The following is a 15,937-nucleotide window of genomic DNA, read 5'->3' as shown; positions in this document are numbered from 1 at the left end:
ATAGATGGCACATTATCGTCAAGGACGGCTTGAACAAGAAATCCAGCGAGAAGTTAACGACATCTTGCTGAAACGCGTTCGTGATCCACGAGTACAAGATGTTACCGTGACGGGTGTTGAAGTTACGGGTGATTATCAACAAGCAACGATTTATTACAGTATCTTGTCTGATAAGGCATCTGATGGTGAAAAGACCGCTCAGGGATTAACAAAAGCAACCGGGTTGATCCGTAGTGAGTTAGGTTCTCGCTTGAATATTTTCAAGGTGCCAGAACTGACATTTGTACGTGATGAATCCGTCCAATATGGAAGTCATATCGATGAGTTGCTAAATAAGCTTCATCGTGATGATTCTAATCTGTAAGTTTAAAAAAGCCGTCTGCAGAAATTTCTGCAGACGGCTTTTTGGGGTGTCGATATCGTGGTAACACGTGATATAATAGCAAAGTTAGACAGTTTATACGAAACGGAGCGATCGTAATGGATGGCATTATTCCACTATATAAAGAGCGCGGCATGACGAGTCATGACTGTGTGAACCATGTACGTCAGATTCTCCATATGAAAAAAGTTGGTCATTCGGGTACATTGGATCCAAACGTTGACGGTGTGCTGCCAATTTGTGTGGGCAGTGCTACCAAGGTCGTTGATTATTTGATGACCCATAAAAAGGTTTACCGTGGTAGCGTGACGTTAGGATTTGCCACTGAGACCGAAGATTTAGACGGCGCTGAAGTTAAGCGAGTGATCATGCATGAGCCGGTTGTCGATGATAAGATTGACACGATCATGGCAGGCATGGAAGGTGAATTATCGCAGGTACCGCCCATGTATTCTGCGGTAAAAGTCAATGGCCGTAAACTCTATGAGTACGCTCGTGCTGGTCAAACTGTTGATCGTCCGGTTCGAACCGTGACAATCAAGTCATTTAAGCGCACCCATGCCAGTCAATTTGATGTTGAAACGGGTACTCAGCGCTTTGATTTTGAGGTGGTTTGCTCTAAAGGAACTTACGTGCGAACCTTAGCCGTCCAAATTGGAACGGAATTGGGGTTGCCAGCAGTGATGTCTTCCTTAACGCGTATTGAAAGCGGGGGCTTTACCATGGATGAAACGGTGTCTTTGGCAACGCTTAGGCAACAAGTCGACAGTGGCTCAGAAGACTTTCTTTACCCCATTGACCGAGTTTTGAGCCAATATCCCACCATCGTCATCTCAGATGAGATTTGGGCAGTGGTGAAGAATGGTGTCTGGTTGCTGCCAGATGAAGTCAACACAGACGCGCCGATTATTGCGTTAAAATATCAAAATCAAATCAAGTGTTTGTATCAACGGGTTGAAAATCGCTATAAACCGTTAAAAATGTTTAGTACTAAGTAGAAAGTTGGGGCAGTAAAATGCGAGTAATTAAAATTCATCATCCATTAACAACGGCCGACGTGGTTGACATGCCGGTTGTTTTAGCCATGGGCTTCTTTGATGGTGTCCATCTAGGCCATCAGGCGGTGATCAACCGTGCTCGCAGCATTGCAAATGAACGGGATTTGGCACTGGCAGTACTGACGTATGATCATCATCCAGCCTTGGTTTATGAAAAGTTGAGTCCAGAACGAAACCGTTATTTAACTGTTGGTGATCGAAAGATGGCACTTTTTGAGCAGCTTGGAGTAGATATTGTCTACGAAATTAATTTTGCCAGTCAATTTGCTGCACAAACACCACAGCAGTTTGTGGATCGTTATCTTATCGGGCTCCACGCCAAGGTCGTTGTGGCGGGTTATGATCATACATACGGGCCAAAAAACATTGCCACAATGGCTAACCTTCCTAAGTATGCGAAAGATCGTTTTGAGATCGTGACGGTGGGCGAGAAAGAATCACAATCACAAAAAATTGGGTCCTCAAGAATTCGTCACAACCTTAACCAAGGTGATATTAAAACGGTAAACAGCCTGTTGGGTTATCGCTATCAGACCACTGGTACGGTGATGCATGGTGAAGCGCGTGGCCGAACACTGGGATTTCCTACTGCCAATATTAGTCATGATGCAAAATACTGGTTGCCAGGAATCGGTGTTTACGTCACCCGTGTTAAAGTTAACGGGAAGTGGCATCAAGCCATGACATCGATTGGTCGTAACGTGACGTTTGGTGAGGGTCGTCCAGTGACAGTTGAAGCCTTTTTATTGGATTTTCACGAAGCTATTTATGGCGAAGTTGTCACCGTTGAATGGGATTATCGTTTGCGTGGCGAAGTAAAATTTGATACCGTTGAGGGCTTAATTCAACAATTAAATCAGGATGCAGAAGACACCAAAAACTATTTTGAAGCACATCCAATCACCAAATTAGCACTCGAATGAATTAATTGCTAAAAATGTTAGCTGAATGCTTGACTTAAAAATCTGCGTTTGATACATTATATATGTGTCTTAGCACTTGAACTGTTTGAGTGCTAAAAAGAGGTGATGATCACGTTAACGGACAGACAGAATATGATTTTAAAGGCGATTGTTCGTGATTATACGAGCAGTGGTGTCCCCGTGGGCTCCAAAGCGCTAGCAGCACAGTTGCCGATGCACGTCAGTTCCGCGACGGTGCGTAACGAAATGGCCGCTTTGGAAGAGTTGGGCTTGATTGCCAAGACCCATTCTTCATCGGGCCGGATCCCTTCAGTAAAGGGATATCGTTACTACGTGGATCATTTGGTTCAGCCAGATCCAATCAAAGCCAACGACATTGATATCATCAAATCTTCACTTGAAGGTCAATTTCTAAAAATTGACGAGATTATTGAAACATCGGCGAAAATTTTATCTAATTTAACGTCTTACACTGCCTTTTCGCTGAAGCCGGAGCATAAACAGAGCCGGCTGAGTGGCTTTAGGTTAGTACCGTTGGGAAAGCGTCAAGTGATGGCCGTACTGGTAACCGATAATGGGGATGTTGAGTCTCAGACTTTTAATATCACTCCCAAGATTACTGGTGACCAACTCGAAGCTGTTGTTCGTTTGATCAATGATCAGTTGATCGGCAAACCATTGGATGAAGTGCTCGATGCATTGAAGTCAGAGATTCCGATGCAAATTACTAACTATCTGCAACAGCCCGAGGGATTCTTAAAGGTGTTTGGCGATGTGTTGACGCAAGCCGCGCAAGAACGGTTTTACGTTGGTGGTCGTCTCAATCTGTTGAGCTTTTCTGATAGTAATGACGTTGATGAATTAAAGTCGTTGTATACCTTAATGGATCATAGTGATGATATGGCGGACGTTTTAGGCCAGCCATCTGATCACATTCAGGTGAAGATTGGTAGCGAGATGACTAACGATATCTTAAAGGACTACAGTTTAATTACTGCAACCTATGAGGCTGGTGATCATGGCAAAGGAGTTATTGCTCTGTTGGGACCGACCCGGATGCCGTATTCGCGGATGATTGGCTTGGTTGGTGCGTTTCGGCAAGAACTAGCGCAACGGCTCATCGATTATTATCGCTATTTTGATCAGTAGTAAAGGGGTGTTACAGTGGCTGAAGATAAGAAAAACAAAGCAGTAAACAACGACGCGGACAAGCAAAAAGACACGCAGCAGTCCGCTGAGCAAAACGCAAAGACTGACAAGCAACAACCAAATACTGACGCAGTTAAGTCAGCAGATCAAGCAGCTCCAGCAGGAGATCAGAAGGCTTCAGGTAAAGATGCTTTAGCAAAGGCGTTAGCACAGGTCGACAGCTTGCAAAAGCAGTTGGACAAGACTTCTGATCAATATCTACGAGCTGAAGCTGAGATTCAAAACATTCAAAATCGCAACAAGAAGGATCAGGCTGCATTGATCAAATATGATGGACAGCAATTAGCTCATGATATTTTACCGGCACTGGATAACCTGGAACGTGCATTGAGCACACCAGTTGAAGGTGAGCAGGCCGAATCCTTAAAAAAGGGAATTGAAATGGTCCAAAAGCACTTAATGGACGCACTTACCAGCAATGGTGTGACTGAAATTAAGGCTGAGGGCGAACGATTCGATCCGAATATTCATCAAGCTGTTCAAACGGTACCGGCAGAGTCGGATGATCAAAAAGATCATGTGACTAAGGTTCTCCAAAAGGGTTATCGCTTGAAGGATCGGGTTTTACGTCCAGCAATGGTAATGGTCGCGCAATAACGTCATCGCTTGAATCAAACTTAAAATAAAGAAGGTATATTATTCATGGCAAGTAATAAAATTATTGGTATTGACTTAGGGACTACAAACTCAGCAGTTGCTGTTCTTGAAGGTAAAGAACCTAAAATTATTCCAAACCCTGAAGGTGGCCGTACAACGCCTTCAGTTGTAGCGTTCAAAGACGGTAAACCATCCGTTGGTGCCGTCGCTAAGCGTCAGGCAATCACCAACCCTAACACGGTTTCATCTATTAAGAGCCACATGGGTGAAGCAGGCTACAAGGTTAACATCGAAGGCAAGGATTATACACCAGAACAAATTTCTGCTTACATTTTGCAGTACATCAAAGACTTCGCTGAAGATTACATTGGTGACAAGGTTACCCAAGCGGTTATCACCGTGCCAGCCTACTTCAATGATTCTCAGCGTCAAGCAACTAAGGATGCCGGTAAGATTGCTGGCTTGGATGTTAAGCGGATCATCAACGAACCAACCGCTTCTTCATTAGCCTATGGTCTTGACAAGCAGGATGCTGATGAAAAGATCCTGGTTTACGATCTTGGTGGTGGTACTTTTGATGTTTCCATCCTTGATTTAGGTGATGGTGTGTTTGATGTTCTTTCTACTAACGGTGATACTCACCTTGGTGGTGATGACTTCGATAAGCGCATCATGAACTGGTTGATCGAACAATTCAAAGCTGATAACGGTATCGATCTTTCTAAAGATAAGATGGCAATGCAACGTCTGAAGGAAGCTTCAGAAAAAGCCAAGATGGACTTGTCGGGTGTGACTGAGACTCAAATCAGCCTGCCATTCATCTCAGCCGGCGACAATGGCCCACTTCACTTGGAGACCACTTTGAGCCGTGCTAAGTTCAATGAATTAACATCTGACTTAGTTGAAAAGACCCGGATCCCCGTTGAAAACGCCTTGAAGGATGCTAAGTTGTCAGCTGATGACTTGGATGTTGTTATTTTAAACGGTGGTTCTACTCGAATTCCAGCCGTTCAAGAAGCTGTAAAGAAGTGGACAGGTAAGGAACCTAACCACTCAATCAACCCTGACGAAGCCGTTGCTTTGGGTGCCGCTGTTCAAGGTGGTGTCTTAACTGGTGATGTTAAGGACGTTGTTTTGCTTGATGTTACCCCACTTTCACTTGGTATTGAAACCATGGGTGGTGTCTTCACTAAGTTGATTGATCGTAACACGACCATCCCAACCAGCAAGTCACAAGTCTTCAGTACTGCCGCTGACAACCAACCAGCCGTTGATATTCACGTGCTGCAAGGTGAACGGCCAATGGCTGCTGATAACAAGACCTTGGGTAATTTCCAACTGACTGACATTCCAGCTGCACCACGTGGGGTTCCTCAGATTGAAGTTACCTTTGATATTGACCGTAACGGTATCGTTAACGTTTCTGCCAAGGATAAAGGGACTGGTAAGGAACAGAAGATTACCATCAAGAGTTCAGGTGGTCTGTCAGACGAAGAAGTCGACAAGATGATGAAGGAAGCTCAAGAAAACGAAGCTGCCGACAAGAAGCGTAAGGAAGAAGCCGACTTGAAGAACGAAGTTGACCAATTACTCTTCACGGTAGACAAGACTTTGGATGAAGTTAAGGGTAAGGTTTCTGACGATGAAATTCAAAAGGCCAAGGACGCACGCGATGCTCTGAAGAAGGCCCAAGATGATAACAACGTTGAAGAAATGAAGACTAAGAAGGACGACTTGAACAAGATTGTTCAAGACCTTTCAGTTAAACTTTATCAACAAGCTCAAGACCAACAGGGTGCTGCCGGTGCTGATGGTGCAAAAGCAACTGATGACTCAGGCAAGACCGATGACGGCAAGGGTGACGGTAAGACCTTTGACGGTGACTTCTCAGAAGTTAATGATGACGATAAAAAGTAATGATTAACTAGGATAGTAGACAGGAAGTCAAGGCTCAAACGCGGGCTTTGGCTTTTTGTTTTGGTGGAATTATGCTATTCTACTTGAGTGAACGATTTTTGGCTTGAATGGTCAATGACAGTTTAATGATCATTTCTTATAGGCCACATACATTGTAACGGCCTTGCAATGTTAAACAGACAGCAGACAGATGCAATGCTTACTTTTAGGAGGAATTACATGGCTGGTAAAGATTATTATGAAGTGCTGGGAGTTTCAAAAGATGCTTCCCAAGCTGAAATTAAAAAGGCCTACCGCCAATTATCAAAGAAGTACCATCCCGACATCAATAAAGCACCTGGTGCAGAAGAGAAATTCAAGGAAATCACTGAAGCTTATGAAGTTCTAAGCGATGAACAAAAGCGTGCCAACTATGATCAGTACGGTTCAGCTGATGGCCCTCAAGGCTTCGGCGGTGGTGCTGGCGGAGCCGGTGGTGGCTTCGGTGGTTTCGGCGATGCTGGTGGTTTTGGTGGTGGCGGTTTCGAAGATATTTTCAATTCGTTCTTCGGCGGAGCTGGCGGCGGTCGTCGTCGCAACCCCAATGCACCACAACCAGGACGTGATTTGCAGTATGAGATGACACTGAAATTTGAGGAAGCTATTTTCGGTAAGAAAACGAAAATTAAGTATAATCGTCAAGCACAATGTCATACGTGTCATGGTAGTGGTGCCAAGCCAGGCACTAGCCCAGAGACCTGCCATAACTGTGGCGGTTCTGGCTATGTGACAACTGAAACCAATACTCCACTGGGCCGGATGCGCAGCCAGCAAGTCTGCCCAGTATGTCATGGTACTGGTAAAGAAATTAAGGAAAAGTGCCCAACCTGTGGTGGCTCAGGTCACGAAGAAGAGCGGCATGAGGTTGAAGTCAACGTCCCTGCTGGGGTGGATGATGGTCAACAAATGCGGCTTCAGGGCCAGGGCGAAGCTGGTGAGAACGGCGGCTCTTACGGTGATTTGTTCATTTTGTTCCGAGTGACGCCAAGCAAGGTCTTTCAGCGTGATGGCGCAGACATTTATTTGGACAAAGATATCAGTTTTACGCAAGCTGCTCTCGGTGACGAGATTAAGGTTCAAACTGTTCATGGTGACGTCAAGTTGAAAATTCCAGCCGGTACACAGACGGGTTCAGTGTTCCGTCTGAAAGGTAAAGGCGCACCACGGCTTCGTGGCAATGGTAATGGTGACCAACGGGTGACCGTTAAAATTGTGACGCCAAAGAACCTTAATAAGAAGCAAAAGGTGGCTCTTAAAGCTTACGCTGAAGCCAGCGGTGAACAAGTTGGGAATGGCAAAGGTAATTTTTTTGACAAGATGAAAGATGCATTTGATAATTAGTTCAACGGACAAAAAAAGCCGCATGGTCGATCATTGACCAGGCGACTTTTTGATGTTGCAGAGTGAATTTCAACCAGTTTGAGTAGGGATGGTCTGTTTCTGTTATAATAGCTAATATGTTTGAAATTAAAAGGTAGGAGAATACAAATGGATCTTGAACAAATGAAGGCGCACCAACGAGATATCCGGAATTTTTCAATTGTCGCTCATATTGATCACGGTAAGTCGACTTTAGCTGACCGCATTTTGGAAATGACGGATACCGTTGCTAAGCGTGATATGCAAGACCAAATCCTCGATAATATGGACCTGGAACGAGAACGCGGGATCACGATCAAGTTGAATGCTGTTGAACTGACTTACGATGCCAAAGACGGCCGCACATATGAGTTTCACCTCATCGATACGCCAGGACACGTGGACTTTTCGTATGAAGTCTCACGGAGTCTGGCTGCCTGTGAAGGGGCAGTGCTGGTTGTTGATGCAGCTCAGGGTGTTGAAGCCCAAACGCTAGCCAACGTTTATTTGGCAATCGATGATAATCTGGAAATTTTACCAGTGATCAATAAAATTGATTTACCGTCTGCTGAACCAGAGAAAGTCCGCAAAGAAATTGAAGATGTCATCGGTATTGATGCTTCTGATGCCGTCATGGCCAGTGCCAAGAAGGGTATTGGGATTGAGGACCTTTTGGAGCAGATCGTCAACAAAGTGCCTGCACCAGATGGCGACCTTGAAGCACCATTGCGAGCATTGATCTTCGACTCAATTTACGATGATTATCGCGGAGTTGTGTTAAGTGTTCGCCTGTTCGAAGGTACCGTTAAACCTGGCGATAAGATTCGTCTGATGAACTCCGGCGCGGAATACGAAGTCACCGAAGTTGGGGTTAACTCGCCTAAACCAATCAAGCGCGATCAGCTGATTGCCGGCGAAGTTGGTTATATCACCGCTAGCATTAAAGACATTGAGGATACTCGAGTTGGTGATACAGTGACTAACGCGGCTAATCCAGCAGAAAAGGCCCTGCCTGGGTACCGGGAGATGGCGCCAATGGTTTACGCAGGACTGTATCCCACTGACAACGCCAAATATCAGGATCTACGTGAAGCCCTGGAAAAACTGAAGTTGAACGATGCCGCATTGGAGTTCGAGCCAGAAACTTCACAAGCACTGGGCTTTGGGTTTCGGTGTGGTTTCTTGGGCATGCTGCACATGGACGTGGTTCAAGAACGGCTGGAGCGTGAATTCAACCTTGATTTGATCACCACGGCGCCTTCCGTAACGTACCATGCTAATTTAGCTGATGGCACGGTCAAGGAAGTGGAGAATCCCTCAGAGATGCCTGATGTTGCTGCGATTAAAACGATTGAAGAACCGTACGTCAAGGCAACCATTATGACCCCTAACGACTATGTTGGAGCAGTCATGGAACTTTGCCAAAGAAAGCGCGGCCAGTTCGTTACAATGGAATATTTGGACGACTATCGGGTTAATGTGATCTATAAGATGCCGCTTTCTGAGATCATCTTTGATTTCTTCGATAAATTGAAGTCATCTACAAAGGGCTATGCTTCATTGGATTACGAACTGGATGGTTATCGTGAAAGTGACCTGGTTAAGATTGATATCTTACTAAATGGCGATAAAGTCGATGCGCTGAGTTTTATTTCTCACCGTCAGTTTGCTGAGAAGCGTGGTCGCGACATTGCAGTTAAACTGAAGAACATTATTCCTCGTCAAAACTTTGAAATTCCAATTCAAGCGGCCATTGGTGCTAAGATTATTGCTCGGACAACGATCAAGGCTTATCGTAAAGACGTGACTGCTAGAATCCATACTGGTGACCCTGACCGGCGTGCAAAGTTGCTGGAAAAGCAAAAGCGTGGGAAAGAGCGGATGAAGTCTGTTGGAACAGTTGACATCCCCCAAGAAGCCTTTATGGCGGTATTGCAAACGGACGAGGAAGAAAATACCGGTAAATAGGCATTTATGCAGTAGTGCCTCTGCTGTTATCCTACCAATATCCTACGTCTAAGTCAGGATGCCGAATAAATGATCTAAGCAGGCGAAGTAAAGAAGGCTCATTCCGTAAATGGAATGAGCCTTCTTTGAATGCATTCGTGTAATCGCTACGTCATTAAGGTTGTGCGTATTGGTTACCACGAAGGGCCTCAGTAGCACCTGAACTTTCCGCTTTGGATCTAGATTCGTAAGTATAATTTCCGGGATTAACTACCCGAGTATAAAATTTATGACTGTCCGAAACGTAGACGTATCCAGATTTGGCAACATGCCATTTGCCAGAAGTCGTGCCCTTAGTGCTAGCAGGGGCTGTCTTTTCTGGCTGAGTTGTCGTGTGTTTTGGATAACTTGTGGTGGCGGCACGGTGGTATGGCTTGGCGTTGTTATCGCCGGTACTATAGTCGATTTTAATCCCTTCAGCATCGTTAATTACGGCAATTTCGGTGTTGATTGCCCCATCTGAAGATTTAATATCTACTAGTGACCCACGGGGGATACTTTCGTTGCCCTTATAAATCGGGGTAGTTTGATACTCAACGGTGTGACGGGTGCCGGGATGACTTGCCCAGTAATCTTCCACCGTTTCTTCACCATACCGCATACCGCCGTCCTGATCAGCGCCAACGTTTTGTGGTCGGGTGCCAGTGGTGAAGTTGTTGCTCGATGTGTATGATTTGGCGCCTAACAGGCTATCGCCGATGGAGTGACTGCGGTTCCAGAGGTAACCATGATAAGTGCGACCCGTGGCGGTGTATGAAATTGCCACGATTGGGTTGTTACTTGGCCAAGCATACGGCTCTAGCGGATCACCTTGGCGGCCACCCTTTGAAGCAGCGTATTCCTGATAGGTGAGTTTCGCCCGAGCCATGGCTGGACGCTGTTGTGAATCACTGGCGAAGTGATAATCGCCAGCCTTAAGATGACTAAACCCGGTTAAACAGGCCTTCCCCACGTGCCAGTAGTAATCACCAGTGGGCCCAGCTGATTGTTTATCCGTATAGCTGACCAACTTTTTCAAGACACTGGAGTGACTTTGACTAGCCACTGGTTGTGCTTTCGGCTTAACACGATGGTGTTTGGTTTTGACGTGGTGGCTAGAAGCAGAGCTGGAATTCTTAAATTCAGATCGGCTGTTGGATTGATCATTGGCCGATTTACTGGCCGAACTATTTCCAGATGAACTAACCATCACGAAGCCGGCAATAAATAGAATTAGTGTCATGAGGCCTAAATGTTTAATGGGATGCCGTTTAAATCGGCGGATTCCCCAATAAACGAACAAGATGATGCTAAGGAGCAGTATGACAGTTCCCAGTGAAGACATAGTATGTATCCTCCCAAATAAATATACTAGAATAAGTGACGCGTTATCCTGATTCCAATATATCAAGTCTGAAGGGCCTTTACCAACATAAATTCATAGCATTTTATGTATTACGAGGAAAACACTGGGTAATAACTAAAGAGTCTAAATGATAAGGCTTAATATTTAGCTAGCTGCAACGTTGATGCGAAAAAGATAACAACCCAGAGAATTTACTATATAATGTGTGTAAATGGAGGTGAGCATCGATGGGATCAGTTAAACCAATTAAAGACACAGCTTATGCTGTAGAAACTCAGGATGGTTTGGTACTGATTGATTTTCGTTCTGATTGGTGCCCACCGTGTACGGCTGTGGATCGCACGTTAAATTATCTAGCAACTGTGACACCCTTCGCTCAGCAGGTTAAATTTATATCACTAACGGTCAACCAACAACCGTTGATTGCTCAAGCATTGGGAGTTCAAAGCACACCAACGGTTATTTTGAAAAAGAATGGCCAAATTGTCGATGCAGTGATTGGACCGCGATCAGCGACGGAATTTGAAATACTGATCAAAAAATATTTATAGGGTTGCAAAAAGAGAAGCTAGCTGCCGAATTGGCGTGCTGGTTTCTCTTTGAATGTGTCTTATAGACGGGGTAGAATTTGTTTTTGTATAAAAAGTAATAATTGCTGATACTCCGCTTGGCTTTTAGGGGTTGGCAGCTGTGAAAAATCAAAGTCAGGGTGGTCAAGATCTTGATTCAAACGGGCAATAAAATCATGCCGGGAAATATAGGTTGTGTCACCTTTGCCACCAATAGAAAAGAAGTTCATTTTGCGTGCTCCTTACTTAAACGCTGAATCCGGTAGTTGTTCCCAATCATAGTCCCAGAGTAGCGCCATGGTCCCCGCACCAACGTGAACGCCGAGCACTGGGCCAATTTCACTATGAGCGATTGATAGGTTAGGAAATTGCTGTTCCAAATCAGCTGACCATTCCCTTTGTAGTTCCGCATTGTTAGCGTCAATGATGGTTAGACGTAGAGGATAATCAGATTGCTCATAAGCTGATTGAAATTTTTGTTTAATTCGCAGATAGGCCCGGCGCATGGTTCGTTCCTTTTCAATCGCAACAATCTGAGCCTGATCATTGAAGGTTAAAATCGGTTTAATGCGTAATAGGCTGCCAACAAAGTTAGAAGCGTTGGATAAGCGCCCAGTTCGGACGAGGTGGGAGAGATCATCCACCACAAAGTAGGCCTGAATTGTTTCGCGCAGTTGAGTGAGCGCTTGAATAATTTCTTCGGGTGAGCGGCCAGCGTGGACTAATCTCGCGGCCAGCATGACTAAGTCGGCTTCGCCAGCTGAGGCAATCCGTGAGTCAAATGGGTAGACCTTGATGTTAGTCACGTTTGGCAGATAATTAACGAGGTTACTGTAAAAAGTTGTGATCCCAGATGACAAGTGAATGCTAATCACAGCATCGTAACCTTCATCAGCTAACTGATCGTACATCGTTTGCATCTGGCCAAGGGTTACTTGAGTAGTTGAGGGCATCTGAGGATCGGCTTTTAACCGCTGGTAGAATTCACTAGTGGTGATTTCGACGTTATCTAAATAGGTTTCTTTTCCAAAGATAACGGTGATGGGCACCACGTGAATATCATTATCCGCTACCTGTTCAGGCGTTAAATAACTGGCTGAGTCAGTTACAACGGCAATTTTCATTAAGTCACGCTCCTTAGCTTTTTAGACCATTAAATTGTTTTGAGCATACCAAAGACTTGTCAGCTTATCAATCATGAGGACGTTAGCCCACTATAAGCGATGATGCATCTTGAAAATCAACAATAACCAGGCGATTAAACCAGTCGACAAGGCAATCACCATGATCCACGCAAGGTTAAAGTGTTCGAATGGTAGGCTAACGTTCATCCCAAAGAATCCGGTCACAATCGTTGGTACTGCCATGGTTAGCGACCAAATCGTTAAGAACTTCATCGTGTCGTTCAAGTTATTATTGATAATACTGTCGAAAGTATCGGTGATCCGGTTGACCACCTGTTCCTCGTTTTCAATCATGTGTTGAACCTGATCAGATTCAATGGAAACGTCTTCCAGTAAATCATTTTCGACACTGGAATTATTGACACCGAAGTAAGTTCGCGGAATCCGGGTGAACAGATCGTTGTTAGATTCCACGCCGCTATTGAAGAAGGTCAGAGTTTGACCTAAATACGAAAGTGCCATCAAATTGGAATTTTTAGCGTCTTTATTTAACATTTTATCCAGTTGATTACGTTGTTTGGTGACGAACTTGACGATTGGAATGTAGCTATCCACTAAATCGAACATGGATTCCAAAATGAAAGCAGAGGTTGTTTCAATGTCAGTATCGTTTGCTGATTTTTGAAATGCTTGGTCGACAAAATTCAAGCGGCTTTCGTTAAAGGTAAATAACACGCCTTGATGGATCAAAAAACCGACTGGTCGCGTAATGTATCGTGGAGTTGCCGTATTTTTCAACTGGTAAGGGACCAAAACGATCATCAATTGCTGATTGTTGGCCGGATCATAGACATAATTGGCGGTTTCATCTTTATCAGTAACATAAGTGATGATGTCATCGGTGATGCCGTATTCTGCCATGAGTGTTTGTTGCTCGGCTTCTGTTAAGGCCGTAGTTTCAACCCAATCAAAGCCAGTTAGATGTTTGGTTGGTTTAATCATGAAATGAGTTCCTCTATGTTTTCTAATTTTAAAGCTGTTATGATTCCAGAATACTATTTCTACCTATAAAAGCAAGCGCCAGAAGTATGATGAAAATAGAACCAGACTTCTATGTGAATAATTTAATAATTGTATTGACTTTTTTATCAAAGTCCAGTAGTATATTCACTTTAAAGAGCGGAATAACCCCGTTGTCTGTTGCATGCGGGCGAAATATGATATGATATGAATAATAGTATGTTAGCGGGTTATTAAAAAAATCGTTGGGAGGTGATTACCGTGCTAAATCAAACTAAGCAGTATTTGAAGAGCCGAAATTATCAGTATGAAAAATCATACATTCGGCCACTGATGACTCCTGAGAGTGTTTATGTATTCAAGTTTGGTCGGGGGGCGTTGAATAATCGGGTAATCATCCGATACAGTCACACGTGGACTGGTCGTCGAAAGATCAATGAGATTGATCTTCGACTGCATAAACAAAAGCATCCACGGATCTTCCGAACTGAAAAAGATTTATTAGACTATCTTGAATCTCGTTTGCCGCAACGGGAACAAAAAGAGGAACAGGAACATCAGACTGATGAGGAGAACGCTAAGTAACTTTGGCGTTCTTTTTTTGAAACTTGATCTGAAAATGGAGGGCGCATCATATGGATTGGACAGCAGTGACAGTGACAACAACGAACGAAGCGGTAGAAGCCGTTAGTAATATTTTAATGGAACACGGTGCTTCAGGGGTTCAAATTGATGACGAAAAAGATTATGAGCAATTAAGTCAAGTTGATTGGGCTCAGCAGGGCGAAATTTTGAACGTGGATGAGATTCCGCACGTTCAAAGTGGCGCAAAAGTGACCGCCTATTTTCCGGCAACAATTTACGTGCCGGAGATTGTCCCAGAAATCAAACGTCAGGTCGATGGGTTAACCGCTTTTAACCTGGAAGTTGCACCAGCAGAAGTTACCACAAATAAGGTTGACGAGGCCAATTGGGCAACTGAGTGGCAGAAATACTACCATCCAGTGCAGGTTACCCGCTTTTTGACGGTGGTTCCGAGCTGGGAGGATTATCAGCCTCAAAACTCAGATGAATGCATTGTTAAGCTGGATCCGGGAATGGCTTTTGGAACTGGCACGCATCCCACAACTAAGCTGTCGATGCAGGCTTTGGAACTAGTCGTTCATGGTGGCGAACGGTTGATCGACGTTGGAACCGGGTCCGGTGTGCTAAGCATTACGGCTAAACAATTGGGGGCAGGCAGTATTCGAGCTTATGACCTGGATCAAGTGGCAGTGGATTCAGCCAAGAAAAACTTGGCGTTAAATCCAGTTGCAGCTGATGTTAAGGTTGCGGCGAACAACCTGCTTGAGGGAATTTCTGGCGAGGCAGACATCATCGTGGCTAATATTTTGGCTGAGGTTATTATCCCGTTGATTCCGCAAGCCTGGGGGTTACTACCAGTTCACGGTTACTTTATCACTTCGGGAATCATTTCAGAAAAAGTTGACCAAATTCTTGATGCCCAACGCAAGCAAGGTTTTAAGATTCGGCAAACACTAAAGATGGGCGATTGGTATGGTGTCATTGCTCAAAAGCCAGGGGACGATGAATAGATGCAACGGTATTTTATCAAATCAGTTTTAAAGACGGGCGACCAATTCCAGTTAGATAGTAATGTATCGAAACATTGGCTGCAAGTGATGCGTGGTGCTGCGGGCGATCAAGCGGAGTTTGTGGACAGTCAAGAAGCGCTTTATCTCGGTCAACTCAACGACGATCATTCAGTGACGGTGGTCAAAGCGTTGGAGTCACACGTTGAATTGCCGGTAGAGGTGACTATTTTGTCTGGTCTGCCGAAACAGGACAAGGCCGAATGGATCGTTCAAAAAGCCACCGAAATGGGCGCTAATAGCATCTGCTTTTTTGGCGCTGACTGGTCGGTGGCCAAATGGCAGCCTAATAAATTGGGTAAAAAGCTGACTCGGCTGCAAAAAATTGCCCAGGGTGCTGCTGAGCAGGCCCACCGAACCCATATTCCGACGGTGAACTACTTTAACACGTTAAAACAAGCAATAGCCGAGCTAAGCTTTGACCATTTACTGGTCGCCTACGAAGAAGCCGCTAAACAAGGCGAGCAAGCACGGTTGGTGAAATTATTGAATCAAGTGAAGCCCCATGAACGCCTAGTAGCTGTATTTGGTCCAGAGGGTGGCATCTCACCTGCCGAAATGGAATTGCTGGCACAAAATCAGGCTACAGTTGCGGGTCTTGGCCCACGAATTTTAAGAACTGAAACGGCGCCCTTGTACTTTCTTGCCGCTGTTTCGACGATATTAGAATTACAATGATTGAATGCTATCCATTGGTGTAAAATAATGCTAAAATGTAAGTCATTCATTGAATAAG

At 44.7% G+C, this 15,937-nt stretch carries 16 protein-coding genes; 12 read left to right on the top strand and 4 right to left on the bottom strand.

The genetic code is table 11. From position 1 onward, the window contains the following. Positions 1 to 4: 4 nt before the first annotated feature. From rbfA to lepA, 8 genes are all read left to right on the top strand, one after another. Positions 5 to 364, top strand: a complete 360-nt coding sequence (gene rbfA / locus HC026_RS01260; protein ID WP_168924169.1) for a 30S ribosome-binding factor RbfA — start codon at positions 5 to 7, stop codon at positions 362 to 364. A 116-nt stretch (positions 365 to 480) separates the two neighbouring features. Further along, complete coding sequence (gene truB / locus HC026_RS01255; RefSeq protein ID WP_168924168.1) at positions 481 to 1,380, top strand: tRNA pseudouridine(55) synthase TruB; 900 nt, start codon at positions 481 to 483, stop codon at positions 1,378 to 1,380. A 17-nt stretch (positions 1,381 to 1,397) separates the two neighbouring features. After that, a complete protein-coding gene (ribF, locus tag HC026_RS01250) occupies positions 1,398 to 2,363 on the top strand; it encodes a riboflavin biosynthesis protein RibF (protein ID WP_168924167.1) in 966 nt (321 codons plus the stop codon). 105 nt (positions 2,364 to 2,468) lie between these two features. Then, positions 2,469 to 3,512, top strand: coding sequence for a heat-inducible transcriptional repressor HrcA (gene hrcA, locus HC026_RS01245; RefSeq protein WP_168924166.1), 1,044 nt, complete (start codon positions 2,469 to 2,471; stop codon positions 3,510 to 3,512). 15 nt (positions 3,513 to 3,527) lie between these two features. Beyond that, positions 3,528 to 4,169, top strand: coding sequence for a nucleotide exchange factor GrpE (gene grpE / locus HC026_RS01240; protein WP_168924165.1), 642 nt, complete (start codon positions 3,528 to 3,530; stop codon positions 4,167 to 4,169). Between the two features lie 45 nt (positions 4,170 to 4,214). Beyond that, complete coding sequence (dnaK, locus tag HC026_RS01235; protein WP_168924164.1) at positions 4,215 to 6,086, top strand: molecular chaperone DnaK; 1,872 nt, start codon at positions 4,215 to 4,217, stop codon at positions 6,084 to 6,086. 219 nt (positions 6,087 to 6,305) lie between these two features. After that, positions 6,306 to 7,466: a molecular chaperone DnaJ gene (dnaJ, locus tag HC026_RS01230; protein ID WP_168924163.1), complete on the top strand. Its 1,161-nt coding sequence runs from the start codon at positions 6,306 to 6,308 to the stop codon at positions 7,464 to 7,466. A gap of 147 nt (positions 7,467 to 7,613) precedes the next feature. Further along, positions 7,614 to 9,452 (top strand): translation elongation factor 4, encoded by a 1,839-nt coding sequence (lepA, locus tag HC026_RS01225; protein ID WP_168924162.1) that lies wholly within the window; start codon positions 7,614 to 7,616, stop codon positions 9,450 to 9,452. A gap of 154 nt (positions 9,453 to 9,606) precedes the next feature. Here the strand turns inward: lepA and HC026_RS01220 are convergent, their stop codons facing one another. Continuing rightward, positions 9,607 to 10,713, bottom strand: coding sequence for a DNA/RNA non-specific endonuclease (locus tag HC026_RS01220; RefSeq protein WP_408640964.1), 1,107 nt, complete (start codon positions 10,711 to 10,713; stop codon positions 9,607 to 9,609). Positions 10,714 to 11,063: 350 nt separating this feature from the next. Here HC026_RS01220 and HC026_RS01215 point away from each other — a divergent pair, with 350 nt between their 5' ends. Further along, the gene (locus HC026_RS01215) at positions 11,064 to 11,387 is read left to right on the top strand and encodes a thioredoxin family protein (RefSeq protein WP_168924160.1); all 324 of its coding nucleotides are present in this window, start codon (positions 11,064 to 11,066) and stop codon (positions 11,385 to 11,387) included. Between the two features lie 59 nt (positions 11,388 to 11,446). Here the strand turns inward: HC026_RS01215 and HC026_RS01210 are convergent, their stop codons facing one another. From HC026_RS01210 to HC026_RS01200, 3 genes are all read right to left on the bottom strand, one after another. Further along, positions 11,447 to 11,635 (bottom strand): hypothetical protein, encoded by a 189-nt coding sequence (locus HC026_RS01210; protein ID WP_168924159.1) that lies wholly within the window; start codon positions 11,633 to 11,635, stop codon positions 11,447 to 11,449. Positions 11,636 to 11,647: 12 nt separating this feature from the next. Then, on the bottom strand, positions 11,648 to 12,529 hold the full coding sequence (locus tag HC026_RS01205) for a DegV family protein (protein WP_168924158.1): 882 nt from the start codon (positions 12,527 to 12,529) through the stop codon (positions 11,648 to 11,650). Positions 12,530 to 12,619: 90 nt separating this feature from the next. Beyond that, complete coding sequence (locus tag HC026_RS01200) at positions 12,620 to 13,531, bottom strand: magnesium transporter CorA family protein (protein WP_168924157.1); 912 nt, start codon at positions 13,529 to 13,531, stop codon at positions 12,620 to 12,622. 270 nt (positions 13,532 to 13,801) lie between these two features. Here HC026_RS01200 and HC026_RS01195 point away from each other — a divergent pair, with 270 nt between their 5' ends. From HC026_RS01195 to HC026_RS01185, 3 genes are read left to right on the top strand one after another with little or no spacing between them, the layout of a single operon-like run. After that, on the top strand, positions 13,802 to 14,134 hold the full coding sequence (locus HC026_RS01195) for a hypothetical protein (protein ID WP_168924156.1): 333 nt from the start codon (positions 13,802 to 13,804) through the stop codon (positions 14,132 to 14,134). A 50-nt stretch (positions 14,135 to 14,184) separates the two neighbouring features. Next, a complete protein-coding gene (gene prmA, locus HC026_RS01190) occupies positions 14,185 to 15,144 on the top strand; it encodes a 50S ribosomal protein L11 methyltransferase (protein ID WP_168924155.1) in 960 nt (319 codons plus the stop codon). Next, the gene (locus tag HC026_RS01185) at positions 15,145 to 15,879 is read left to right on the top strand and encodes a 16S rRNA (uracil(1498)-N(3))-methyltransferase (protein ID WP_168924154.1); all 735 of its coding nucleotides are present in this window, start codon (positions 15,145 to 15,147) and stop codon (positions 15,877 to 15,879) included. The last annotated feature ends 58 nt before the right edge of the window (positions 15,880 to 15,937 follow it).

The sequence above is a fragment of the Secundilactobacillus angelensis genome, assembly GCF_012641075.1.
Taxonomy (GTDB): domain Bacteria; phylum Bacillota; class Bacilli; order Lactobacillales; family Lactobacillaceae; genus Secundilactobacillus; species Secundilactobacillus angelensis.
The sequence above is the reverse complement of the archived record's forward strand: the minus strand, read 5'-3'. Positions and strand labels throughout refer to the sequence as shown.

Bases quoted from the DNA above. Each gene is read 5' to 3' on its own strand.
- dnaJ (WP_168924163.1), top strand. From the start codon at position 6,306: ATGGCTGGTAAAGATTATTATGAAGTGCTGGGAGTTTCAAAAGATGCT.
- HC026_RS01210 (WP_168924159.1), bottom strand. From the start codon at position 11,635: ATGAACTTCTTTTCTATTGGTGGCAAAGGTGACACAACCTATATTTCC.
- HC026_RS01205 (WP_168924158.1), bottom strand. From the start codon at position 12,529: ATGAAAATTGCCGTTGTAACTGACTCAGCCAGTTATTTAACGCCTGAA.
- rbfA (WP_168924169.1), top strand. From the start codon at position 5: ATGGCACATTATCGTCAAGGACGGCTTGAACAAGAAATCCAGCGAGAA.
- HC026_RS01185 (WP_168924154.1), top strand. From the start codon at position 15,145: ATGCAACGGTATTTTATCAAATCAGTTTTAAAGACGGGCGACCAATTC.
- prmA (WP_168924155.1), top strand. From the start codon at position 14,185: ATGGATTGGACAGCAGTGACAGTGACAACAACGAACGAAGCGGTAGAA.
- HC026_RS01215 (WP_168924160.1), top strand. From the start codon at position 11,064: ATGGGATCAGTTAAACCAATTAAAGACACAGCTTATGCTGTAGAAACT.
- hrcA (WP_168924166.1), top strand. From the start codon at position 2,469: ATGATCACGTTAACGGACAGACAGAATATGATTTTAAAGGCGATTGTT.
- dnaK (WP_168924164.1), top strand. From the start codon at position 4,215: ATGGCAAGTAATAAAATTATTGGTATTGACTTAGGGACTACAAACTCA.
- truB (WP_168924168.1), top strand. From the start codon at position 481: ATGGATGGCATTATTCCACTATATAAAGAGCGCGGCATGACGAGTCAT.
- lepA (WP_168924162.1), top strand. From the start codon at position 7,614: ATGGATCTTGAACAAATGAAGGCGCACCAACGAGATATCCGGAATTTT.
- HC026_RS01220 (WP_408640964.1), bottom strand. From the start codon at position 10,713: ATGACACTAATTCTATTTATTGCCGGCTTCGTGATGGTTAGTTCATCT.
- HC026_RS01200 (WP_168924157.1), bottom strand. From the start codon at position 13,531: ATGATTAAACCAACCAAACATCTAACTGGCTTTGATTGGGTTGAAACT.
- ribF (WP_168924167.1), top strand. From the start codon at position 1,398: ATGCGAGTAATTAAAATTCATCATCCATTAACAACGGCCGACGTGGTT.